The sequence below is a fragment of the Chryseobacterium sp. S90 genome (assembly GCF_047444895.1).
In the GTDB taxonomy this organism is placed as follows: Bacteria; Bacteroidota; Bacteroidia; order Flavobacteriales; family Weeksellaceae; genus Chryseobacterium.
Genome location: NZ_JBLGCX010000011.1, coordinates 105,351 through 130,478 on the forward strand (window position 1 = coordinate 105,351; position 25,128 = coordinate 130,478).

Sequence of the window (25,128 nt, forward strand, 5' to 3'; positions counted from 1 at the left end):
CAATTATTTAAAAAGATATAAATCATAACTCCTCAAAGGTTTTAATTATTATCTTTAACCTAAATATTAAAAACAACTAACAAAACATCTTTTATACATATAATTTATGAAAATTATTGTCCCAATGGCTGGACGTGGTTCCAGATTACGTCCACATACACTGACAGTTCCAAAACCGCTTATTCCTATTGCAGGAAAACCTATCGTACAGAGATTGGTGGAAGATATTGCTAAAGTTGCAGGAGAAAATATTGAAGAGGTAGCTTTTATCATCGGAGATTTTGGTCCTGAGATCGAAAGATCCCTTATTCAGATTGCTGAAAAGCTGGGAGCAAAAGGAAGCATATATTATCAGAACGACCCTCTTGGTACGGCTCATGCAATTAAATGTGCTGAACAGTCTATGCAGGGAGATATCGTTATTGCTTTTGCAGATACTCTTTTCCGTGCAGATTTCCAATTAGACAAAAATTCTGATGGAGTGATCTGGGTAAAAAGCGTGGAAGATCCATCTGCTTTCGGAGTTGTAAAATTAGACAACTACGGTTTTATCACAGATTTTGTTGAAAAACCAACGACTTACGTTTCAGATCTTGCCATCATCGGTATTTATTATTTCAACAGTGCTGAAAAACTAATGGAAGAGATCAACTATATCATGGACAATGATATTAAAAACGGAGGTGAGTATCAATTGACAACAGCACTTGAGAACCTTAGATCTAAGGGAGCGAAGTTTACTCTTGGAAAAGTAAACGACTGGATGGACTGCGGTAACAAAAATGCCACTGTAGAAACCAACAGCAAAATCCTTGAATATGAAAGAGAGGAAATGAAAAATTTCCCTGCTTCTGCTGTAATTGAAAATTCATTGATTATTCAGCCGTGCTTCATTGGTGAAAATGTAAAAATCTCCAATTCAAAAGTAGGACCTGGAGTTTCATTAGGAAACAATACAACGGTTGTTAATTCTAATATTGAAAACTCCCTGATTCAGGAAAACACCAGAATTAATCATGGGAACCTTTCCAATTCTATGATCGGTAATTCTGCACAATATTTCGGAGTAGCCAGAGAAATTTCTTTGGGAGATTATTCCGTTTTAGATTTTCTATCTAAATAAAATAGTAGAAATTATTTAACTTAAACAAGATATCATCAGGCCACACAAAATGTTTTGTGTGGTTTGGCGTTAATATTGCACCGTATTTTTTAATTAAATATAAATACATGAAAAATTGGATTCCCCTTCTTTTACTGCTTCTTGTCCTATCATCCTGTAAGACCCGTACCAAAGTTCAAAATGGTACAGATCAGACACGGGACAGCATTGCTACAACATCAGATAAAGACAATGGAAATCCAAAAGATGTAAACCAGCCGGTGAGAGACAAACTCACTTTTTTCGAACATGTATTGATTCCACCCAAATTTGAGCAGATCAAGATTGACAGTAAAGTCCGTGTAGAAACAGGAAGTTATGTTCCTACCCTGGATGCCACTGTTTATATCGAAAATGATAAAAAGGTGTGGATGAATCTGAGAGCATTATTCATCAATGCGGCCAGAGGTATTGCGACTCCGGAAGGGATAAAAGGTCAGGATAAGATCAATAAAACCTATATAGATTCTGACTTTGATTATCTTAATAATTTACTGAATGTTAATTTCATTGATTATAAATCTTTGGAGAAAATCCTTTTAGGAAGAACTTTTGTCAAAATAAATGACAGACAATTTGATCTGACACAGAATGCACAAGGCTTCAAAATGGTTTCTAATATCAATCAGAAAATAATGACGGATGAAAAAAACAGAGAGTATAAAATTGCACTTCAATACGACACTAATTACGATTTATTGTCCGTCAACTTAAAAGATATTCTGTCCTCAGACGAACTTGATGTTTCGTATAGTGATTGGAATGAGTATGAAGGAATTCGCCTTCCAAAAAATGTTAAAATAATTATAAAAGGCTCAAAATCTAGTCAGATCTTAATGGAAAATACGAAATTTGACTTTTCGAGGATGGAAACACCTTATTCTGTACCATCCAGTTATAAGAAAATTGAGATTAAATGATTAGAAAATTTAGCTTTTTAATAGGTGTTTTGATGTTTGGACTGCACCAGGGACAGCAGAACAAAGAACAGCTGCAGAAGCAGAATGCCGAACTTAAAAAACAAATTGCACAAATAAATTCAGATTTAGCCAAAACCAGAAGTGAATCTAAGCTTTCTATAGCCTACCTTTCCAATGTGAACCAAAAATTGGTTTTAAGAGAGAAAGTGTATAATAATACTCAGAAAGAAAAAAGATTCATTGAGGATGATATCTATTTACGTCAGCTGGAAATCAATCGTCAGAACAAAGAACTGGCTGTGTTGAGAAAAAACTATGCTGAGGTTTTGGTGAATGCTTATAAAAATAAAGGCGTACAGAACAAAGTAACTTTTATTCTATCTGCCAAGAATTTAGGGGAAGCTATACGTAGAGTACAGTACCTTAAACAATACTCAGATTATCAGGATAAAAAAGCTGCTGAAATTACAGATGCTGCCAACCTGATCAAAAAAACAATTGCACAAAGACAAAACTCTGTAAAAGAGAAAGCAAACCTTCTGGTAAACCAACAGAAGGATTTGGCGACGATAAATGCTGAAAGGGCCCAAAAAGAGCAATTGGTAACTGATTTTAAGAAAAACGAATCCAAACTTACCGCTGAACTTAAACAAAAACAAGTTCAGTCTAAAGCATTGGAAGGACAGATCAGAGCTATTATTGCTGAAGAAATCAGAATTGCTAAAGCAGAGGAAGAAGCAAGAAGAAAAGCAGAAGCAGAAAAAATACGTTTAGCAAAACTAGCCGCTGAAAGAGAAAAAGCAAGAATTGAAGCTGAAGCTAAAGCAAGAGCAGAAGCCCTTGAAAGAGAAAGAAGACTTGCAGAAGCAGAAGCTAAGAGAGCAGCAGAGCTGGCAGCAAAAAGAGCTGAAGAAGAAAGAAAACGTAGTGAAGATGCAGCCAAAGCAGAGGCTAATGCAAGAGATGAATCCAGAAGAATCGCAGCTAAAAAAGCTTCAGACGAAGCCAATGCAAGAGCTAAGGAAGCTGCTGATAAATTGACAGCTGCCAGAGCCGCAGAAGCTGCCCTTGCGAAAAGGAAAGAAGAAGAGAAAAAGGCTGCTGAAACAAAGGCAATGACAAGCTACGGAGTTTCCACCGCTACCGGAAACAGCTTTGCAGATAATAGAGGAAGACTTGGTTATCCTGCAGACAGAGCCGGACAAATCACCCACCGTTTCGGAAGACAGCAGCACCCGGTTTTCAAAAATATATCTGAAGACAATACAGGTATTAAAATTTCTGTACCTTCAGGTACACGTGCTAAATCTGTATTCCCGGGAACTGTATCTTCGGTTGTAGCAAGCAGTGATGGTACCAAAACCGTTATTATCAAACACGGAGGGTATTTTACTATTTATTCCAACTTATCCAATGCCAATGTTTCCAAGGGACAGCAGGTTTCATCTGGAACAGCAATAGGCACTATAGCTCAGGATTTTGATGGCGCTTATACCCTTGATTTCCAAGTATGGAACGGAAGTACACCAGTTGATCCATTAGGTTGGATTTCATATTAAAAAAAGTGTAACTTTGCAAAAATTTTAAGAGATGAATACACTAACAATACTTGCCTTATCTTGGCAACATATCCTTATCGTAGCAATACTTTTGGTATTACTTTTTGGAGGAAAGAAAATTCCGGAATTAATGAGAGGAGTAGGTTCAGGAATCAAGGAATTTAAAGATGCAGTAAAAGAAGAAGACAAGCCTGGTTCTGAAAAAAAACCAACTTCGAACGATAATAATTCTCCAAGCAACTAAAATTCCTTAGAATTAATGAAATTTACTGAGACTGCATGGAAAGTCTTCAATCAAGCTATTGAAGACTATCACGTGTCTGATGACGTTAACACTCTAATTAATAACCCGTTCGAAAAAGATACTTTGGAACGGATTTTGTATGCAAAGAACTGGATTGATACCGTTCAATGGCATCTGGAAGATATAATTAGAGATGAAAATATTGATCCGGCTGAAGCTCTTCAACTCAAGAGAACAATAGACGCTTCCAATCAGAAAAGAACTGATCTGGTAGAATATATTGACGGCTGGTTCCTTACTAAGTTTGAAAATATAACTCCTAAATCTGACGCAAAAATAAATACAGAAACTCCCGCTTGGGCAGTAGACAGATTATCAATTCTTGCATTAAAGGTTTATCATATGTCGTTAGAAGCGAATAGAGAATCTGCTTCTGAAGAACACAGAAACAACTGCCAGGCTAAACTGGATGTTCTGCTTACTCAGAAAGAGGACCTTTCAACTTCTATTAATCAGTTGCTTGCTGATATTGAAAACGGTAACGTTAAGATGAAAGTATACAAACAAATGAAAATGTATAACGATGAAAGTCTTAACCCAATCCTTTATCAAAAAGGGCAACAGAAATGAAACGATTAATTTTTCTTGGAGTACTTATCATATTAACATCTTCCTGCGCAACGGAAAAACTAAACCTTTCCCCGTTGTCAAATAATTTTTATAGTGATACCAAAGGTTCTGATTCCGACAGAGGCTCAAAGAAGAATTTTAATATCAATGTTAAAGAAAATGTAAATGCTTCTGAAATTTCAAATATGATCTCCACTTTTCCCAAGTTTAAAAACAATGGGTTGAATGATGAGATTACCAGTTTGAAATACAGCCTTCAGAATTATTTATATGCTATTGATGCCAGTAATTCTGCCGGTAAGAGCAGAGCCCTTAAAAGCTTTGAAAAATCATACAAAAAAATTCAAAAGCTAAGACAGAATCTTGACAGAGATGACGATGAAGTTCTCAACAGATATCTGGTTCGTTTAAAAACCAATATCTCTGTTATTGAAGATGCTTTGCCAGGAAGTTAAAAACTAATTGAACTATCAATGATTAAAATTCAGGCGGAAGCCAATGTTCCTACAGAACACGGTACTTTCCGAATGATAGCTTTCTCCGAAAACGTCAACGACTGGATGCCTCATATGGCTATTGTTGCAGAAAATACAGATTTCTCAAAACCAGTAAATGTTCGTTTCCACTCAGAATGTATTACCGGAGAAGTTTTCCATTCAAAAAAATGTGAATGCGGCCAGCAATTGGATGCTGCCATGAAATACATCCATGAAAACGGTGGAATTATCATCTACCTTCGTCAGGAAGGAAGAAACATCGGGATCATCAACAAGCTGAAGGCATATTCCCTACAGGAAAAAGGGTTGGACACCGTACAGGCCAATCTTGAACTGGGACTTCCTGCAGACGACAGAAACTTTGGTGTAGCCATTGAAATCCTTAATCTGTTGAATGTAAAAGATATCAACCTTCTCACCAATAATCCTGAAAAGGTAAAATATGTGGTAGACAGCAATATTCACCTTAATTCAAGAGTACCGCTACAGATTCCTGCAAACGAAATAAGCAAAGGATATCTGCAAACAAAAAAAGATTTCTTTGGACATCTTCTGGATGACAATGATAACTAAATACAACAAAAGCTTCAGAAATTCTGAAGCTTTTTATTTTTACTATTACTGATCGCACGTAAAGTACTCAAATTGGTCTTCAATTGGCTATCCACAACCTTACATCATTTTTATACAAATACTGAATTATACGGTTAAAATCATTCATCGATTTATAATCATAACCGGTCATTAAAAATCAAAAGCCCCAAGATTTCTCCCGGAGCTTTTTTAATTATAAAAAACTGAAAAGATATTCTAAATTATTTAGTCTTGATTTTAGACTCATCGATATTGTAATATTTAATTACACTCTTATAATCATTGTAATCTACTACATTACCTTTAGCTGCTTTTGCACCACCAGTACCCGTTCCATTAGCAGGAAGAATAAGGACTCTGAAATTTTTATTCTGATAGTAAGATGGATTAGCTGTTAAACTAAATGCAGCAGTAGAATTAATATTAATAGTAGCAGCAAATTTACTGAATTCAAAAATATAATCTACAGCATCATTATTTGTATTCCCTACATAACGAGTATATGGAAGAAGTTTCCAAGTAGGAGAACCTCCATCAGTTCCAATCTGCATATAAATAAGAACCATATCGGACTGTACTAATGGGCTGTTAAAATCATCGCTCCATCTGTAAAGATTATCATCGACTCTAGTAAAACTAGGACTTATATCAAACGACTGGTTTATAGTATCATAATCTGTTCCCTGTACCACAGTGTCATCACTATTATCACAGCTATAAGCAGTAAACCCTACAGCGCCCAGGAATAAAAAGAGAAGTATTTTTTTCATTTCTTATTAAAGTTTAGTTATTATTTATATTGCGTATTCAAATCATATACCAAAAATCTCAAAAACTTTGTTTTCCTCATTTTTTTAATTGTATTTTTGTTCTTATTCAAAAAGTCATGAAGAAATTATTATATACTTCACTCTTTATTGTCGCATTGATAAGTCCTAAGGTGAACGCCCAATATCAGCCTAAAAATTCTTCTAAGGAAGATTTGAAAAAGGCTCAGCAATGGGTTGATAAAACCTATAAAAATCTTTCTCAGGATGAAAAACTAGGACAGCTTTTTATTGTGGCACTTTATACCAATAAAGGTGAAGATTATATCAGCCAGGTAAGAAACATTGTTGCAAATGATAAAATAGGCGGTCTGATCTTAATGCAGGACGATGCCGCAAGGGAAATCAATCTGGTCAATGAATTTCAGCAGAAATCAAAAATTCCTTTGATGATTGGTATGGATGCAGAATGGGGACTGTATCAGAGAATAGCCACTGCTCACAAATTTCCATGGGCAATGACATTGGGCGCTATCCAGGATAAAAACCTTGTGTATCAGATGGCCGCAAAAATTGCTGAGGATTGTCACAGAATGGGAATCAACTGGGATTTTGCTCCTGTAGTGGATGTAAATACCAACCCTAATAATCCGATTATTGGCAACAGAAGCTTTGGTTCTGAAGTAGATAATGTAATCAGCTCTGCCCTATCCTATTCCAATGGTCTTCAGGATAACAATATTTTAGCGGCAATTAAACATTTCCCGGGACACGGAGATACCAGCACAGACTCACACCTTGATCTTCCTGTGGTTTCCCACTCTATGGAAAGGCTTAACACAATAGAACTGGCACCCTTCAAAGCTTTGATGAATAAAGGAATCGGAGGAGTAATGGTTGCCCATTTATACGTTCCAAGCTTAGAATCCGGAAAAGGAATTCCTGCTTCTGTTTCCAAAAATATTATTACAGGATTATTGAAAGACAAGCTTGGGTATAAAGGTTTAATCATTACCGATGCATTAAACATGGGTGCTGTAGCCAATAAATACAAACCAGGCGAACTGGATGCTATGGCTTTTAAAGCAGGAAATGATATTATGCTTTTCTCACAAGGCGTTTCTGAGGGTAAAAAATTGATTCAGAAAGCCATTGATAAGGGAGAAATTCCTCAATCCAGAGTAGAAGAAAGTGTGAAAAAAATCTTGTTGACCAAGTATTTCCTTGGCCTTACGCAATACACACCAAAAAATCCGGAAAACATCAATGCTGATTTAAATAATAATTCCCATATCCAGCTGGTACAGAATCTTTATTCCAATGCACTGACTTTATTAAAGGATGAGAAGAAATTACTTCCTCTTACAGGAAAGCAGATTTACTATGTTCCTTTGGAAGAAGCCCCTTATCAGACTTTCGCCAGCAGATTGGGTAACAATGTAATTATCAAAAAAGCGGGTGAAATAAATACTATTCCAGCGAGATCAACAGTAATTGTAGGTTTCCATAAAGATAATTCAACAGCTTACAAACCTTATAAAGTTTCAGCAGAATCTAAGCAGGTGCTTTCTGATCTTACCAAAAATCAAAATGTAATTCTGAATGTATTCGGAAGTGCTTATGCATTAAAGGATATTGATATTTCAAAAGTTTCAACGGTTCTTGTTTCTTATGAAAACAATGATGACTCTATGAACGCTACAGCTGATGCTTTAAACGGAAAAACAAAAATATGGGGAAAACTTCCTGTGCTGGTTAATGATCAGCTGAAACCAGGAATAGGGATTGATCTGAATGCAGTTACCTCAGCAAATACCAAATAATACAACATCAAACAACAATAATCTAATGAAAATAGGCATACTTTGCTATCCAACATATGGAGGAAGCGGAATTGTAGCAACAGAATTAGGAATGTCTCTTGCCAATAAAGGATATGAGGTACATTTCATCAGTTCTGCACTTCCTGCAAGATTAGACATTACCAACCCGAATATTTTCTTCCACAGAGTAAATGTTCAGACTTATCCGCTTTTCCAGTATCAGCCTTATGATATTGCGTTAAGTTCAATGATCTATAGAGTTGTTAATCTATATAAACTGGATCTTCTTCATGCACATTATGCCATTCCGTATGCATATGCAGCTTTTACAGCAAAGCAAATGCTTCAGGAAGACAATAATGATATTCCACTGGTAACTACACTGCACGGTACAGATATTACCCTTGTAGGCCAGCACCCGAGTTATAAACATGCTGTAGAATTTTCCATCAACCAGTCAGATGCTATTACTTCGGTTTCTGAAAGTCTGAAAAAAGATACCCTTCAGTTTTTTAACATCAAAAAAGAGATTCAGGTGATTACCAATTTTATTGACAATTCTGAATTTGATGACTGCTCTGAGTGCCAGAGAACACAGTTTGCCAATCCTGATGAAAAAATCCTGATTCACGTATCCAACCTTCGTCCTGTAAAACGTGTGGATGAAGTTCTTCAGATCTTCAAGAATGTAGAAAAAAAGGTAAAATCCAAACTGATTATCATTGGTGAGGGTCCTGATATGGAAAAAGTCAATCAGTTTTTAGAAGAAAACCCGGATCTTATCTCAAAAATCCGTCTTTTAGGAAAAGTGAATGATCTTTATAAAATCTTACAGCTTTCTGATGTATTTCTTCTTCCTTCCGAGCAGGAAAGTTTCGGTCTGGCAGCTTTGGAAGCAATGGCCGCTTATACTCCGGTAATCAGTTCCAACGCAGGGGGAATTCCTGAAGTGAATATTCAGGGAGAGACAGGATACCTTGCTGAAATCGGAAATGTGGAGGCTATGAGCAACTACACCATCAAATTGTTGAGCAATGATGAACTTTTAACCAAAATGAAGCAAAACGCGAAAGATCAGGCTATAAAATTCGATTTGAAAAACATTCTTCCTATTTATGAGAAAATGTATAGAACGACTATAGAAAACTTTAATAAGGAGCTGACGAAAGTATAATATTTCTATTATATTTATCGTCACACTTATGACGGAAAAACTACTTCAATATCTTTGGAACTACAAGGTTTTCAAAAATTTTGACTTCAAGGATATTGAAGGAAATTCCGTTGAGATTACCCATTTCGGAAAATGGAATAAAAATGCCGGCCCCGATTTTCTGGATGCTAAAATCAAAATCAACGGCTTACTTCTCGCAGGAAACATAGAACTGCATGTTCGTTCCTCAGACTGGATTTTCCACAATCATTCTCAGGATCCCAATTATCAGAATATCATTCTGCATGTTGTACTTCAGCATGACATAGACATTCAAGAGCTTACCGGAAAGCAGGTTCCAACGTTGGAACTGAAAAATCATATCAATGAAAATATCATCCTGAAATATGAAGATCTCATTAATGGAAATGAATTTATTCCCTGTGAAAAAATCTTTGATCCTAAAAAAGTACCTGTCAACTTCCATGAAGAGAATATCCTGAAAAAACTGGACGAAAAATCTGAAGAACTTGAACAGAGTTTGATCCGGTATAAAAATAATTTTGAAGCCGTTCTATTTCACAGTTTTGCTTATTCATTCGGATTAAAAGTCAATGCCCATATTTTCCGGCAGATTGCTGAAAGTCTGGATTACAGTATTATCAATAAAATCCGCCAGAATCCCCTTCAGCTGGAAGCTTTATTATTTGGAATTTCGGGATGGCTCGAGGATCCGAAAGATGGACAGATGAAAATATGGAAAAGGGAATTTGATTTCATTAAAGCCAAATTTTCGATTTCAGATCTGAAGTTTCATCCTAAGTTTTTAAGATTAAGACCTCCAAACTTTCCTACCATCCGATTGTCTCAGTTGGCGGACCTTTACAAACATCAAAATCTGTTTTCTAAGATTATGGAGGCCAGAAATGCGGATCAGCTGTATGATATCTTTAAATCTATAAAAGCCTCTGAATACTGGGATTTTCATTTTAATTTTGGAAATATTTCAAAAGAACAGCCCAAAACATTGAGCAAGGATTTCATTGATCTTCTTATTTTGAATACTGTTCTTCCTTTAAAATATACTTATCACAGATATCATCGTGAAGAAATTGCTGATGAAATTATTGAGCTATATAAAACTGTTTCTCCTGAAAAAAACACCATCATTACAGGATGGAAAAAACTCGAACTCAATATTACTAATGCTTTGGAAAGTCAAAGTCTGATCTATCATCATAAAACTTATTGTGAAGAAAAAAACTGTTTAGCATGTGGGATTGGATTTAAACTTTTAAAAGAATAGTTCTTCATAGATAGTATCATACAAAAACCTTATCAAAAAAATTCCTTAACTTGCAGTATTGGATTTAAACTTTTAAATAACAATCTGGAAATGCTGAGTAATATCCGTCATAAAATGGAAAGAGAGTGGTTTGGTGTACTGACAAGAACGGGCGCCAAGCTGGGAATTCCAGTTTCAAAATTGAGAATTTTCTTCATCTACTCTACTTTTGCCACAGCCGGCTTCTTCTTTCTGATCTATTTGGGATTGGCATTTACCCTTTGGATTAAAGATATTTTTATCACCAGAAGACCTAGCGTCTTTGATTTATAAATTATGGAATTTTTACCAATCACAACTGCTGAAGATCATAGAGTTCAGGAAATCTATACTTCTTACACCACTACTTTTCCCGTAGATGAGCAACGAGATAAAGAACAGTTTACAAGCTTATTTTCTAATCCGCAAGTAAAGTTTATGTCTGTTATTCATGAGTCGGAGGCTATTGGCTACCTCATCTTGTGGGAGCTCAGTAACTTTGTTTTTGTGGAGCATTTTGAAGTATTTGAAGCATTCAGAAGTAAGAAACTGGGTTCTCATATCATCAATCATATCTCAGAAAACTATCCGGGTGTTATTTTAGAAATTGAACCTGCAGATTTGAGTGAAGATGCTGCAAGACGTTATTCTTTTTATCAGAGAAATGATTTTAGTCTGATTGATGACACTCATATTCAGCCGAGCTATGGTGAGGGAAAAAAGTCTTTGAAATTATGGCTGCTCGCCAATTATACTCCTGAAAATATGGAGGAAGCGAAAAAGGAAATTTACGATATTGTTTATCATTAAAAATATAAAACGCCGGAATCTTTCTCCGGCGTTTATTTTTTTAACCACAGATCTGCACAGATTTTCACAGATGGTTGTGTAGTATTTTGGGGTTAAGCTTAATTCTTAATCTGGAGCTGTATAAACTTTTCTGTTAATTTACCTCGTACTCCAGTTTTATTGTAATGCTGGCTTCTTTTTCTTTGGATGAAGTATTGAACGTGCCACCATAGGAATAATCTTCATTAGAATTGGGTGCTGTAATCTGGATCACCCCCATTGTTGCTTTCTTTAGATTTCCCAAGCTGCTTCCCGAGTTTTCAGCAATTTTCTCAGCACGTTCTTTGGCATCTTTTGTTGCACTGGCAATCATTTCCTGTTTTACGGTAGCCAGTTTGGTATAAAAATAAGCTGGTGAAGATGAAGTGAATTCAATTCCGCGATTGATAATTTCTGTAATATTTCTGGAAAGATTTTCTATTTTGCCTACTTCTTTACTTTCAATAGAGACTTTTTGGGTAAGATTATAACCGGAGAATTCGCCCTGGACATAGTTTCCGTTGGCATCATTATAACTTCTGAACTGTTTTTGAATATCCACAGAAGAAAATACAATCTCTTTCTGCTGTATTCCTTTTGAAAGCAGATAGTCATTGATGACTTTTCTGTCTGTCGCCAGCTCGTCATAAGCCGATTTCAGATCAGCATTATTTTTTGAAAAACTTCCGGACCAGGTGATCAGATCCGATGTAAACTGTTTTGTGCCGAGACCTGTTACGGAAATGGTATTTTCAGATTTGTTTCTGTTTTTAATGGCATTTCCTAAAAACCCGAGCCCGATTATGAAACCCAGCGCGGCGATAGCTACTGCAAAAATGTTTTTATTCATAAAATTTGTGAATTTGGGTTGTTGTTACATTAAAGATTTGTATCAATTACCATTCCAATATTTTAAGATTTTTTTAACATTTGAACTACTTTTGATTCTCTTCCAATCTTTGTATAAAAAGAGGTGCTGTTTCTTCTAACCTCAGCATTACACCGGAAAGATTTTTTGCTTTTACATACGTTCGTACCTGAGGCTTAGCTAAAAATGAAAACTGAATGAATTCTGAAATTCTGTCGGCAGGAATTCCTGCTTTTACAAAGTAGTCATCATCAATCCTCTCCCGAATCCAGGCCACATGTTCCTGAAGATCATCATATCTATATTGTCTTTTTTGTCTTCTGGCTTTACCGCTTATCAGATCATACACTCCCTGAACATTCAGATTTCCTAAGAGTATCGGCAAAAGAACACTTTTCACTTCGGCCGGCTTTTCTCTCATTTTTCCCACCGGCTGCGGAAGTCCTACAGCATCTCTCACCTGTTCTCCTTTATCTACTTTTGCCACAATCCTTGAATCTGTTTCCAGATCTCCTGTAAGTTTTTTTACAATCTTGACTTCCCCTACATCTCTCGGAATCTGATAAAGTGTAATGAATAAGGGAGGATTAATACCATTGATAAGAACTCTTCTGGATGTTCTGTTGAAATCTTCTTTTACAAACCGAAGTTCATCATTAGGATTGGCTTCTATAGAAAACACACCCTCTGAATCAGAATATATTTTTTTGTCGGAAGACATGTTGATAACAATCACTTTACTCAAGTTTTCCCCATTATCATCCACTATCCGTCCTGTTACTGTCTGCTGAGAAAAAATAAAAGTACTGCAAAGAAGCATAAGGAAAAGAAAAAATTTTCTCTGCCCAGATGTTTCAATATTTTCTGTCATATACCCCAACTTTTATTATTCTTTAGTTCCTTCTAATTTATTCATTTTACTGTATTCCCCGAATGCTATTTTAAGCTCGTATTCTACAACACTTATTTGAAAATCCTTCCTGTATCTTTTGGCCAGTGAGCGTGTCTTTTCTGCATAGAGGAGAAAGGTATCTATCTGCTCCTCATCCATTCCGTATTTTTTCAGGAAATTCAAATTAACCTGAGTTTTTACTCTTTTAAGGAAATCCTGGGTTTCATTATAATTCGCTTTAGTGACCTTAGGCTTAGCTAATTTCTTTACAGCATTAAAGACGCCAAACAGATTGACCTGCCCCGCATTAAAATCATGTCCTGTAAAAGTTTTAGAAATAGCATTGGTAGGTAAAGGCTGATTAAGCGGGCTCTTCATATACTCTTCCATGTCTGATTTTAATGACTGAAGCTTCCTTGATTCATTCAAATGCTGATTATCTTTTGCTAAATTTCCTGTAGGCTTATAGGTAATTTTCACTTCAGGAATCTGAATTTCCATTCTTTTGAGAATAATATTCAATGGAGAATTCATTTCTTCGCTGGTAATCTTCTTATCAACACGGTAATATCCTTCTTTAACAAATCTGATCTCATCATTTTCTTTTGCTTCAATCTCAAATTTTCCGGACATATCACTTAACATGCTTTTACCTTGTGAAATATTGACAACGAGTACTGGAGTTAAATCCAGTTCATTCCCTGTGATCACTTTTCCCGATATCTTTTGCTGTGCCCACAATCCCGAAGCGAAACAAAAAAGCACAAGGAATAAAAATCTTCCGGTATATATCATCTCCATCTATCTTTTAGTTTGTGGGGCGCGGTATGATGAAATTCTTGTCAGAACAAAACGTTGGAACCTGTTCAGATCTGCATCACTACAGAATCCGTATTTCAGTATTTTTTTTCTTTCAAAACCGCCTGCAAAGACATAATAAATAAAGTGGTCTATCAAAGGTTTTTCGATCTTAAGATTGGTAAAATAATCATCGCCTAAACTTGCTCTGATATAATTCATCAAATCTACATCATCCCATTTGTCTTTCACTTTTCCTATAAAGAATCCCTGCCCTTTAGGCTGTACAAACTCTCCCGGTTTTGCCGCCAATATTCTCGGGTCCGATTTCTTAGCCATATATTGGTCCATATCTTTGAGCAGCTTTTCAACCTTTTTAGGCTTGTTGTAGAGCTTTGAATCTATTTTCAGGTTTCCGGTAAGGCCTTGTTTTACTTCCACTTCAGGAATCTGAATGGTTTGGCGAACAAGGCTGATATTCATAGGAGACTGTATATTTTCCTGAGAAACTTTCCTCATGAGTCTTTCATATCCTGCTTTTATAAAACGTAATTCATCCCCTTGTTTTCCGGAAATCATAAAATGGCCGTCTCTGTTTGAAAGTACAATTTCATCAGTCCGGATATTGATTACATTCACATCTTCCATTTCAGCACCGTTTTCAGAAGTAATCTTTCCGAATATATAACTTTGGGCATGGGTATGGATAAAAAAGATAAAAGAGAAAAAAAAGAATAGTTTGAGTTTCACTGGCTGTTTTTTATAGAGCAAAGCTAAAATTATTTTTAATGTATACCATAAGTTTAACCACAGTTAACGCGTTTTAATATTTCTTTTTGATTTTTGCCTTCTAAACTGTTAAATAGCCTGATTAAATTGTTAAAGTTTCTTTTAAATTTTAGCTAACTTGCAGTCTCAATTCTCTTTTTACAATGCAAAATTCTTACACAGTCATCAATGCTTCTGCCGGATCCGGGAAAACATATGCCCTGGTACAAAGGCTTTTGATGATCTGTCTCCGCTATCCTAATCAACAGCAGTCGATCAGGAATATTCTCGCTTTGACTTTCACCAATAAGGCAGCCAACGAGATGAAGGAAAGAATTTTATCCTGGCTGGGAAATTTTTCCGCTAAAGATTACGCTGAGAATACAGATCTGAAAAATATCCAGAAAGCTTTTGAAGAACAGGGTTTAAAAATTATGATTGATGAACTTCATGACCGCTCCAAGAAGCTATTGGATTATGTTCTCCACAATTATTCCACATTGAATATCGGAACTATTGACCGTTTTAATTCAAGACTGGTAAGAAGCTTCTCTTATGAACTGGGACTGGCTAAAAATTTTAATCTTGAAATTGAAGCTGAACCCTTTTTAATAGAAGCGGTTGATAAAATGCTGGATCAGATCGGAGAAAATGAAACAATCTCCAATTCTTTCATGGATTATGTAGACTACAGTCTTGAAAATAATGAAAGAATTAATCTTAATAAAAACCTTTATGATTCGGCAAAAGAATTTGTAAAGGATATTCACTATGAGCATCTGAAAAGCAATAAAAGTTTTGACGATGCCAATTATGAGAAAATAAAGAATACACTTCGTAAAGAAATTGTTCTCAATAAAAAACAATCTGCAGAACTTGCGGCCAGCTCTATTGAATTATTCAAATCAAGAAATATTGATATTGAAGATTTTGCTCAGGGTAAAAACGGAATCGGAGGTTTCTTTACAAAGGTTATAGATTTTTACCAACAGAAAAGACCCGGATTTCCTTTTCCTACTACTCAGGAAGAGTCTGTTATCAACAATTACAGGAAGGGAGCCTCTTCAAAATCAAAGCATAAAGAATCTGAGATCTTTGAGATTCTTGACCAACTTCTTGATCACAGAATGAAACTTATCCTTCTGTACATTGAAACCCAGAAGAAAGAGAAAGTTTTGTCTGCTCTTCTTCCTTTAAAGGTAAATAAGGATATTCAGGATGAACTTCAAAAAATTGAAGAAGAAAATGATCTTGTACTTCTTTCTAAATTTAATATCCTGATCAATGAAAATCTTAAGAATGAACCTTCTGCTTTTATTTACGAAAAGATAGGGGCACAGTTTCAGCATTATTTCTTTGATGAGTTCCAGGACACATCAGAGCTGCAGTGGCAAAATTTTGTTCCGCTGAGAGATCATAGCGTTTCTACGGAATACACTTCATTTACTTTGGTGGGAGATCCCAAGCAGAGTATTTACAGATTCCGTGGTGGAGAGAGTAAACTGATGCTGGATATTATCAACAAAAAAGAATTTTCACCGAAGGAAGCCGATCTTCTTGTGTTAAAGGACAACTGGAGAAGTGCCAGAAATATTGTAAAGTTCAATAATGAGCTGTACCGTTTCCATTCTGAAGGGCTTTTGGAAGAACATCAAAATATTTTCGGGGAAGATGCTGAACAAAGTCCAAAATCAAAGTTTGACGGACGTGTAAAGGTGAACCTTATCAACAATCTTACGAATGAAGAGTTTTACAATGATACTTCAGAAAGAATGCGGAAAGATATCCAGGAATGTCTGGATAATGGGTTTAAATTTTCTGACATTACGATTCTCTGTCGTGGAAATTTTGATATTTTCAGCTACTCTCAAAAGCTGGGAAGTTTAAAAGTTCAATATCGCGGTGGGGAAACGAACATTAAAACAATTTCCGATAAAGGCCTTACACTGGAGCTTTCCAATACATTAAAGGCTGTTATTGAATTTCTGCGATGGGAACTCAATCCTAAGAATAAACATTGCCTGATCATGATGATGTATCATCTGAATACACTTGGAAAAATTCATATGCCGGATTTCACTTTGGAAATGAAAGGAATTCTGGATATTGAAGGACATGAAGAAATACTTCAGTTTATTCACCAGAAATATTCGCTGCAGCTTAAGCAGGATAATTTCCCGAGGTTTAATCTGTATAATTTTATAGAATATTACATCAACGAATTTTCTGTTGAAAAGAAAGAGACCGACTTTTTACTGAATTTCCTGGAAATGCTTTTCAACTTCACCCAGAATGCAGGCGCCAGTACGAAAGAATTTTTGAAATATTGGGATGAAGAAGCTTCTTCTTACACCATTCAGGCTTCGGAAAACATTGATGCCATCCAGATTATGACTATCCATAAGTCTAAAGGGCTGGAATTCCCTATTGTATTTATTCCTATGATGAACAAAAACCGGGATAATGAATTTACCAACTGGTTTGATACGAATGAAAATGAAGCTTTAAAATCTGTGAACATCAATCAGTTTAATAAGAATCTGGAAGTTTATGATGAGGAAATCCTGTTTTTCAACAGTAAAAATTCTTATAAAAACATGATTGACAGGTTATGTCTGCAGTATGTTGCGACCACCAGACCTGTTGAACAGCTGTTTTTCTATCTTCAGAAAGCCAATAAGACCTCTAATAATCTTGAACTTCTTGAATTCCTTCAAACAAAAAATCCGGAACAGGCTGATGAGTTTGATGTGTATGAAGTGAATCCCGAAATGCTGAAAAAATACTCGAAGGATAAAAGTTCATCTTTTAAAACACAGAATATTCAGGATCTTAAGAATGTCAATGAAAAAAGTACTTCTATCAAGATTGCTACACCGTCTAAAAACTATCAGGTACGGAATGAAAAAGTAAGAATCGGGCTATTTGTTCATGAGCTTTTATCAAAAATCAATACTGAGAAAGATATTTCAAAAGTATTGGAAGGTTACGCACTGGAAGGACAGATTACGCTTGAGGAAAAAAATGAAATACAGCTCACTTTAGAGGAGATCGTGAAAACGTATGCGGAATTCTTTGATGAAAAATGGGAAGTAATCAACGAGAAAGATATTATGATCTCTGAAAACGGGGAAAGTCATATATTCAGACCTGACCGTATTTTAAAAGGTGAGGAAGGATATATCATTGTTGATTTTAAGACTGGTGAACAAAAAACTAAGGACGAGGCACAGGTGGAAGGTTATAAAAATATACTTGAACGTCTGGGTAAAAAGGTTCTTAAAACTCAGATTATTTATTTATAAATTTTCCAATCCCAATCTTTCGTTTTAAATGGGTTTTCAGATAAAAATAAAAACCGCTGTTCTATTGAAAAGCGGTTTTATATTTTAAGAAGTTTAAGTCTTAAGCTGTCGTAGCAGGAACAAATACCCTCTGAGACAGTTCCTGGTCAAAAAGGTATAGTGCAGATGGATTATCGCATACCATTTTGATTTTCGTTACGTATTGAGAAGCGCTGGCTTCTTCTTCTACCTGTTCGTTGATAAACCATTGCAGGAATGACGTTGTTGCAAAATCTCCTTCATCGTTTGCATTTTTTACAATATTGAAAATACTTTTAGTTACTATTTTCTCATGGGCCAAAGCTTTCTCAAAAATATCCGTAGCATTTTCGAACTCATGTGGAGGTTTTGGAATTTCTCCGATGATAATTTCCCCGCCTACATCATTCAAATAATCAAACATTTTATCTGCGTGCATTAATTCTTCTTTGCTCTGTACTCTGAAATAGTTGGCAATTCCATCCAGATCTTTTCCGGAAAACCATGCAGACATTGAAAGATAATATTGAGCGGCGTATTGTTCGTGGGCAATTTGTTCGTTGATTAATTTTGCAATTTTTTCGCTAACCATAAGTATTAAATTTATAGTCAAAAATAGGGAATAAAAGCCCGAAATCAAAAGTTTTAAAGAAAATTAATACAAAAAGGATGGAAAAAAATCCATCCTTAACACATTAAAAAACTAAAATTACAGGCTGTTATTTTACGTCAGCAGCTCCAGTATTCATCGGCTTTTTCATCATTCTTCTTTCTTTCATTGCCATCTTCATTTTTTCTGCTTTTGCTTTTCTGTCAGCCTGCCATTTATCATATTGTTCAGGGTTTAGAATTTTCTTCATGTCAGCATCCATTTGTGCTCTTTTGGCCATCATCTCCTGCATCTTAGCTTGTCTGTCTCCTTTATTTTTCTCAAACTCGGCTTTCCTTTCAGCATTTCTTTTCTCCTGAAGGTCTTTTATCTGAGCTACTTGAGACTGGTTCAGATTAAGGTCTTTTTGCATTTCTGCAAGACGTTCCTGTTGTTTCTGCTCCATTTTTTGCTTCATTTCTACGGCTCTTGCCTGTCTGTCCTGTGGAGTTGTAGTCTGTTGCGCCATGGCAAAACTTCCCATTCCGATAAATGCTATTGCTAAAACTAATTTTTTCATCTTTTTAAAATTTAATTAATTGTTATTTTGTTATTATATCTTTTTGATTATTAATTAAAATACAAGTTAAATTAACAAATTCATAAATAATGTTAAATTTTAACTAAAATAAATTAGTAAACAGACAAAAAAAGGACAGATTATAAAAACCTGCCCTTCACACCACTTAAATATAATATATGAAAATTAATTCTTTACTAAGCTCCCTCTAAAGCCTCCGTTATTACCACGGTTATGCTGGCTTGGAGCAGAACTTTCAGATCTTTGTCTGGTGCCTCCTCCATTTCCTCTGAATCCACCGTTATCTTCTCTTTTGGGAGCTTCTCTTCTCACTTCACTGTTTCCTCTGAAACCGCCACCGTTACTAGTTCTGAAACCTCCATTATTATCGGAATTTCCACGGGTTCCTCCATTGTCAGAATTCCCTCTGAATCCTCCATTGTTACTTCTGAAGCCACCGTTATTGTCAGAGTTTCCTCTATTTCCGCCATTACTGCTTCTAAAGCCGCCATTATTATCACGGAAACCACCTGAGTTTTCAGTTCTTGTATTTCTGAAACCATTGTCCCTTCTGCTGTCTCTTCTGACAATATCAAAGGTAGGGTTATCCATTCTACGGAATCTTGATCTGTCTACTCTGTAAATATTGATATTGATATTTCTATATCTTGGCATTACAGTGTATCTCGGTCCATAATATGATCTCCTGTAATTCTGGAAATAGACAATAGGACTTGAACCTCTGTAATAGTTATTTTGGAAAACAACAAAAACTCTTGGTCCTAAAATTCTTTCCAGTGCATAAAATCTGTCATAGTACCATCTGTCCGGATTATATCGGTAGAAATTATCCCACGCTGTAAAACTTGCATACAGGTTATTAAGTCTCATAATCTGGTCTACCTGCCAGCGGCTTAATCTGTTCTGTACGAAAAATCCGTTCCAGTCGATATTAATGATACTTCCTCTGTAGTCGTTATAATAGCTTTGATAATAATCACTTGGATAATAATCCTGAGGATAATTGTAATAATAATCGTCAGGGAAATAATTTCTGTCATCTTCATCGCTGTAATAGCCTTCTCCATTCTGATAATAACCATCATTGCCCCAACCATTGTTCGGATACTGCTGAGCCGACGTCAAAACGCCCAACCCAAAAGCTAATCCTAAAAATATTTTTTTCATCTCTATAGTCGTTAATTGGTTAATATATAGCAGAATATCTTAATTCTATCTTTTTGATACAAATAAAAAAAAGAAGTTAAATCATAAGATCAAACTTCTTTTAAATTATTTTTAACCAATTGATAATCAGGTGTTAAATTTACATTCTACCACTATCTTTTATCCAAAAAGCTATCTTTTCATTGAAAGATTCTTTCTTTTTAAGGTCTTCCAGCTTTATATGCATTCTGTATCGCCAATAATGTGGGAAAACCGCAGGATTGTTAATTCTTTCATTGTCAATTTTCTTATTAGTGAGCTCTGCATCTGTTGCAAGAAACTCCTGAATCGGGAAAATAGCCAGCATAGCTTCATTATATAAATGCTGCTTCATGATGATCTCTGCAAGGTGAGGGCTTAAGTCTGTCGGAGCTTTACCATACTGAATCAGCTGCTGATTGAAGTATTTTTGTGTAAGGGCAGGATCTTCTTTCCACCATTGTCTCAGGGTTGAGCTGTCGTGTGAAGATGCTGTCACTACATTCATATAGTTGGCATGCTTAGGATTATAAAACGGAATATTTTCAGAAGGCATTCGCTGTACTTTTAATGCGATGATAGCCAATTCGTCCATTACAACCGGTACACATGCAGGAACCATTCCCAGGTCTTCCCCGCAGATCAGCATTTTGGTAGCATTCAGGATAACTGGGAGTTTTTCCATTGCTTTTTCAGACCAAAGGTGATCCTGTCTTCTGAAGAAATAATCGTGATACAGATCATAAATGTTTTTCTGCTCCAGTTCGGAAAGATGTTTGTAAGACTCTGTATTGTATACATTGAACCTTGGGTGATAAACTGTTTTCCCGTTTCTCTCTTCTGCTAAAAACAAAACATTAGCACATAGAGCGATCAATTGTTCTTCAAGCGGACCGTATGATTTTTTCTTAAAAAAATCAGCCAGTTTTCTCTGGGTATCAAACTCTTCTTTGAATGCATAGGTACCGTCCACATTGCGGTTCATAAATTCAAGAGCTTTTCCGCTATCTTTTCCAAAATAGTCCCATAAAACCTGATTATTGATAAAAGGCTTGCAATACCTGTCAAAATTAAACGGAATCTGCCAGGCTTTAAATTCCTCCACAACAATAGGAACAGCCGGATAAAAGTACCCTAAAATTCCTTGTACGGCAGAAATCGGCATTCTCCATATTCTGAAGAAACCAAGAATGTGGTCAATCCTCATAGCATCGAAATACTGTTCCAGTGCTTTGAACCTATTTTTCCACCATCTGTAATCATCTGCTTTCATGGCTTCCCAATTGTAAGTCGGGAATTCCCAGTTTTGTCCCAGTTCAGTAAATTGATCCGGGGGTGCACCTGCCTGAAAATCCATCCCGAATAATTCAGGCTCTGTCCAAGCTTCTACAGAATATCTGTAAATTCCGATCGGAAGATCTCCCTTCAACGAAATTCCCAGGTTATGAGTATAATCAACAGCATCCTTCAACTGTACATGCAATTGATACTGTACCCATGCATGAAGCATAGAGGAGTCATAATCTTTACTTTTCGTTGTAAAAAACTGTAAGATTTTTCCTGCAATATATTTTTTATGGGTTTTCCACTCGTTAAAATTGGGTGTCTTATATTTGTCCCTCAATACACAGAATGCAGAATAAGGAACAAGCCAATATTCATTATCCTTGATGAATTTCTTAAAGTTTTTGTCTTTGTAGATTTTATCTTTTTCTGCATAGAAAACAGCGGTAAGATATTTCCACTTACCTTCGATCATTTTTTCATAATCAATCAGTTCCAAAGCATTTAACTCTTCTTTTTCAGTTAAATACACTTCAACTAACTCCTTCGGTAAAGAATAATCAAGCTTTTCTATAGAGATATATTGTGGATGCAGAGCATAAACAGATACTGCTGCATAAGGATAGGAATCCGTCCAGGAATAATTCGCTGTTGTATCATTGATCGGAAGAATCTGAATAATACCAAGATTCGTTTCTTTTGTCCAATCTGCCAATTTTTTAATATCTGCAAATTCTCCTACGCCGAAACCGTCTTCACTTCTCAAAGAGAATACGGGCACAGCAACGCCCGCATCATGATACATCTGATATCCTTTGAATCTAAAATAATGATTGGAAACAATCTGTAGAACATCACTTAATGGATTAGCAACCGTAAATCTGTTTTCTCCGGTTTCCACATCAATGACTCTGTTTTCTTTGATATCGTAAATACAATATTTGAATTGGATCAATTCATCCTCCGGAATTTCTACAGAAGCTTCCCACATTCCGAAATCTGTCTGATGCAGATGAATAACTTTTTCATAACTCCAGTTTCCTAAGGATGCCGTGCTTCCAAAGAGAACAATTCTCCAATCCGGATTATATATAGGTGCTTCTATTCTGAATAAATGGGTATGTTTTTTTAAAACCGTTATTTTTTCGGGAACAAAATCATGAAGCTTATTGTAAAGAATTTTGTTATTTAAATAGTTTTCAGGAAAATTTTTGTTATTCCATTCGTCAAAAACTATAAACTCCTTATAATTATGGGGAAAACTAAGATGATGCGGAACAAATTCCTCTCTTAATACATTGCCTTTTTCATTAACCACCCGATATTGGTAAGAAATGGATTTGGAGAAATTGTCAACTTCACATTTCCAAACTCCATTCTCAGCATAAAACATAGTATGGATATGCACTGCAGCTCCTTCTTCACCAATGACCAACTGCAAACTTTCTCCAGCCTTTACAATATATCCTACATTAAAGTATAGTTTCATCTATATTTTTTTATAAAAGTACATTTTAATATCGAAAAATAAAACTTATTGAATATCAAATAATCATTAAAAAACCTTCTCAAACTGATTTGAAAAGGTCTTTATATTCTTAATGATATTTTGTAATTATCTTGTTACGAGAATCTTCTTATTGAAAATTGCTTTTCCGGATTCATCAGTAATATTTACTATATAAGCTCCACTCACCAATCCTTTAAGATATACTTTCTCATCCAGCGAAGTATCTTTTACAGACAGATCCTGAGTCATCACATTTTTACCTGACATATCAAAGATATTGAGTTTAATATTACCTTTCACATTCTTATTAGCATGAACATTGATATAATGCTCATCAACCTTTGTAGGATAAATATCCAAGTTAGTTGCCACAGCGTTGATATTGGAAGCTTTATCATTCGCAAAATATTTACTTGCCAAATCATAAATATGCAGCCCCTGTTCTCCCGGAAGCTGCTTTGCCTGTAAAGTTGAAAGATCTACCTCATATAAGGCAGCTCCTTTTGCACTTGCAATCACCACTTTACCCTGAGCGTTCACAGCGGATCCGTTAACAGAATAATTATCTGGAATCCCAGCAATTTTACCAATGAACTTAGCTTTTAACTCTTTTGTCAGAATCTTGAAGACATTTCCTGAAGCTGCGAAAACATAGAAGTTATTATTTGCATCAGCTATCATATCTCCACCAAATCCAGTTTCCATAGTGGTAAATGAATTTCTTCCGTTAGAAGAATCATCTTTGATAATCCCCAGATCATTTACTGCATATTGTCCACTTTTTTTACTGATTTCCAAAAACTGTGTTCCGGCATTATTCACAGCATAAACATTTCCATTATAGCCTGTTGCCATTCTTGTAATATGAGAATTGATATCACATGATGATACCCTAGCAACTGTATTTTCTACCAATGTGATCTCCTTAGTCTGTGGATTTAAAACATAAATATTAGACGAAAACATAGGCATATACACCAGATTATTATTCGAAGAATCATAGGCTAATGCAGCCATCGTTATGGCTTGAGAATTACTGTATGAGCTTTTATCTTCAGCTACAATGCCTCTTCTGGTCTGTGAAAATACCTTCGCTGAAGAATCGGCCGTAAAAATTTTCTCTCCGGAAGTTCCATTAGCCGCATCAATGGTACGGAAATCATTGAAAGTGATACTTTGAGTCTGTTTTCCAGCAATCGCAAAGAAATCTTGTTGTGCCTGTGCATTCACACCGAATAACAATAAAAATAGAGGGAATAAATGTTTTTTCATGCTATATATTTTTAGATTCGTAATCATTTTGATATTACTAAGTTACACAATTTTCAAGTTAAAAAAACAAAAATCCCGGGTATTTGAATAAAGTTGATGATAAATTAATGAATGTACAGCTACTATGAGTTATTTCTTCAGCCTGCTTAAGCAGTTCTATTAATAATTCGAGCTATATAAGTAATTAATAATATACATTTCAGGAGCATTTTCCCGCTATCCATTCATACTCCTCACACCAGGGCTTTCCCAGACTATAGCCGAAGCGTTCCGTGCCTGCTCCGGGGTAACCATTACTATCGGGGCTAGGGAAGACGAATGATGAACGATAATTATGAATTATAAATGATGAGTTATGAATTATACAGCCTGAGTTGGTTAAGAGTGATCAATTTTAAATTGTGAGTTTCTAAGCTCTAGTATCTCCAATTATGTCATTCCGTAGGAATCCAGCCACACTAAAGATTCAAAGGAGTAGTATAGAAGATTTTAATACTTTAAGTGATCTGATAATCTAAGCTATACTGGATGATATAA

The 25,128-nt window shown here is 35.5% G+C and carries 23 protein-coding genes; 13 read left to right on the forward strand and 10 right to left on the reverse strand.

Features of this window, described 5'->3' with window-relative positions; translation table 11 throughout:
• Positions 1-106: 106 nt before the first annotated feature.
• From ACLMCG_RS21920 to ribA, 7 genes are all read left to right on the forward strand, one after another.
• Positions 107-1,123, forward strand: a complete 1,017-nt coding sequence (locus tag ACLMCG_RS21920) for a sugar phosphate nucleotidyltransferase (protein WP_413961259.1) — start codon at positions 107-109, stop codon at positions 1,121-1,123.
• 107 nt (positions 1,124-1,230) lie between these two features.
• A complete protein-coding gene (locus ACLMCG_RS21925) occupies positions 1,231-2,082 on the forward strand; it encodes a DUF4292 domain-containing protein (RefSeq protein ID WP_223601869.1) in 852 nt (283 codons plus the stop codon).
• Positions 2,079-3,641, forward strand: a complete 1,563-nt coding sequence (locus ACLMCG_RS21930) for a M23 family metallopeptidase (protein WP_223601870.1) — start codon at positions 2,079-2,081, stop codon at positions 3,639-3,641. Before ACLMCG_RS21925 ends, ACLMCG_RS21930 begins: the two co-directional genes overlap by 4 nt.
• A 31-nt stretch (positions 3,642-3,672) precedes the next feature.
• Positions 3,673-3,885, forward strand: coding sequence for a twin-arginine translocase TatA/TatE family subunit (locus ACLMCG_RS21935; RefSeq protein ID WP_047373994.1), 213 nt, complete (start codon positions 3,673-3,675; stop codon positions 3,883-3,885).
• A 15-nt stretch (positions 3,886-3,900) separates the two neighbouring features.
• Complete coding sequence (locus tag ACLMCG_RS21940) at positions 3,901-4,515, forward strand: DUF4254 domain-containing protein (RefSeq protein WP_223601871.1); 615 nt, start codon at positions 3,901-3,903, stop codon at positions 4,513-4,515.
• Complete coding sequence (locus ACLMCG_RS21945) at positions 4,512-4,970, forward strand: hypothetical protein (protein ID WP_223601872.1); 459 nt, start codon at positions 4,512-4,514, stop codon at positions 4,968-4,970. Before ACLMCG_RS21940 ends, ACLMCG_RS21945 begins: the two co-directional genes overlap by 4 nt.
• Before the next feature lie 18 nt (positions 4,971-4,988).
• Positions 4,989-5,585 carry a GTP cyclohydrolase II gene (gene ribA, locus ACLMCG_RS21950; RefSeq protein ID WP_413961260.1) on the forward strand — a complete coding sequence of 199 codons (597 nt, stop codon included), beginning with the start codon at positions 4,989-4,991 and terminating at the stop codon, positions 5,583-5,585.
• A 242-nt stretch (positions 5,586-5,827) separates the two neighbouring features.
• Here the strand turns inward: ribA and ACLMCG_RS21955 are convergent, their stop codons facing one another.
• On the reverse strand, positions 5,828-6,376 hold the full coding sequence (locus ACLMCG_RS21955; RefSeq protein ID WP_223601874.1) for a hypothetical protein: 549 nt from the start codon (positions 6,374-6,376) through the stop codon (positions 5,828-5,830).
• A 116-nt stretch (positions 6,377-6,492) separates the two neighbouring features.
• On the opposite strand from ACLMCG_RS21955, the gene ACLMCG_RS21960 reads away from it, so the two are divergent.
• The 5 genes from ACLMCG_RS21960 to ACLMCG_RS21980 all read left to right on the forward strand — a co-directional run bounded on the left by ACLMCG_RS21960 (position 6,493) and on the right by ACLMCG_RS21980 (position 11,483).
• Positions 6,493-8,196: a glycoside hydrolase family 3 protein gene (locus ACLMCG_RS21960; protein ID WP_413961261.1), complete on the forward strand. Its 1,704-nt coding sequence runs from the start codon at positions 6,493-6,495 to the stop codon at positions 8,194-8,196.
• A gap of 25 nt (positions 8,197-8,221) precedes the next feature.
• Entirely contained in the window at positions 8,222-9,370 is a 1,149-nt protein-coding gene (gene bshA, locus ACLMCG_RS21965) for an N-acetyl-alpha-D-glucosaminyl L-malate synthase BshA (RefSeq protein WP_047420302.1), read from the forward strand.
• 28 nt (positions 9,371-9,398) lie between these two features.
• Entirely contained in the window at positions 9,399-10,655 is a 1,257-nt protein-coding gene (locus ACLMCG_RS21970) for a DUF2851 family protein (RefSeq protein ID WP_413961262.1), read from the forward strand.
• Between the two features lie 90 nt (positions 10,656-10,745).
• The gene (locus ACLMCG_RS21975; protein ID WP_034695702.1) at positions 10,746-10,967 is read left to right on the forward strand and encodes a PspC family transcriptional regulator; all 222 of its coding nucleotides are present in this window, start codon (positions 10,746-10,748) and stop codon (positions 10,965-10,967) included.
• 3 nt (positions 10,968-10,970) lie between these two features.
• Positions 10,971-11,483, forward strand: coding sequence for a GNAT family N-acetyltransferase (locus ACLMCG_RS21980; protein ID WP_413961263.1), 513 nt, complete (start codon positions 10,971-10,973; stop codon positions 11,481-11,483).
• Between the two features lie 133 nt (positions 11,484-11,616).
• Here the strand turns inward: ACLMCG_RS21980 and ACLMCG_RS21985 are convergent, their stop codons facing one another.
• The 4 genes from ACLMCG_RS21985 to ACLMCG_RS22000 form a co-directional block, all read right to left on the reverse strand.
• Positions 11,617-12,351 (reverse strand): SIMPL domain-containing protein, encoded by a 735-nt coding sequence (locus tag ACLMCG_RS21985; protein ID WP_047374007.1) that lies wholly within the window; start codon positions 12,349-12,351, stop codon positions 11,617-11,619.
• An 85-nt stretch (positions 12,352-12,436) separates the two neighbouring features.
• Positions 12,437-13,240: a carboxypeptidase regulatory-like domain-containing protein gene (locus ACLMCG_RS21990; protein ID WP_413961264.1), complete on the reverse strand. Its 804-nt coding sequence runs from the start codon at positions 13,238-13,240 to the stop codon at positions 12,437-12,439.
• A gap of 15 nt (positions 13,241-13,255) precedes the next feature.
• The gene (locus ACLMCG_RS21995) at positions 13,256-14,062 is read right to left on the reverse strand and encodes a hypothetical protein (RefSeq protein WP_413961265.1); all 807 of its coding nucleotides are present in this window, start codon (positions 14,060-14,062) and stop codon (positions 13,256-13,258) included.
• Complete coding sequence (locus ACLMCG_RS22000; protein ID WP_413961266.1) at positions 14,063-14,809, reverse strand: hypothetical protein; 747 nt, start codon at positions 14,807-14,809, stop codon at positions 14,063-14,065.
• Between the two features lie 182 nt (positions 14,810-14,991).
• On the opposite strand from ACLMCG_RS22000, the gene ACLMCG_RS22005 reads away from it, so the two are divergent.
• Positions 14,992-18,132, forward strand: a complete 3,141-nt coding sequence (locus ACLMCG_RS22005; protein ID WP_413961267.1) for a UvrD-helicase domain-containing protein — start codon at positions 14,992-14,994, stop codon at positions 18,130-18,132.
• Between the two features lie 100 nt (positions 18,133-18,232).
• Here the strand turns inward: ACLMCG_RS22005 and ACLMCG_RS22010 are convergent, their stop codons facing one another.
• The 5 genes from ACLMCG_RS22010 to ACLMCG_RS22030 form a co-directional block, all read right to left on the reverse strand.
• Positions 18,233-18,742: a ferritin gene (locus ACLMCG_RS22010; RefSeq protein ID WP_047374012.1), complete on the reverse strand. Its 510-nt coding sequence runs from the start codon at positions 18,740-18,742 to the stop codon at positions 18,233-18,235.
• A gap of 127 nt (positions 18,743-18,869) precedes the next feature.
• Complete coding sequence (locus ACLMCG_RS22015; RefSeq protein ID WP_047420317.1) at positions 18,870-19,319, reverse strand: hypothetical protein; 450 nt, start codon at positions 19,317-19,319, stop codon at positions 18,870-18,872.
• Between the two features lie 186 nt (positions 19,320-19,505).
• Positions 19,506-20,507, reverse strand: coding sequence for a hypothetical protein (locus ACLMCG_RS22020; protein WP_413961268.1), 1,002 nt, complete (start codon positions 20,505-20,507; stop codon positions 19,506-19,508).
• Positions 20,508-20,646: 139 nt separating this feature from the next.
• Positions 20,647-23,298 carry a 4-alpha-glucanotransferase gene (locus ACLMCG_RS22025; protein WP_413961269.1) on the reverse strand — a complete coding sequence of 884 codons (2,652 nt, stop codon included), beginning with the start codon at positions 23,296-23,298 and terminating at the stop codon, positions 20,647-20,649.
• A 126-nt stretch (positions 23,299-23,424) separates the two neighbouring features.
• On the reverse strand, positions 23,425-24,591 hold the full coding sequence (locus ACLMCG_RS22030) for a T9SS type A sorting domain-containing protein (protein WP_413961270.1): 1,167 nt from the start codon (positions 24,589-24,591) through the stop codon (positions 23,425-23,427).
• Positions 24,592-25,128 lie beyond the last annotated feature (537 nt).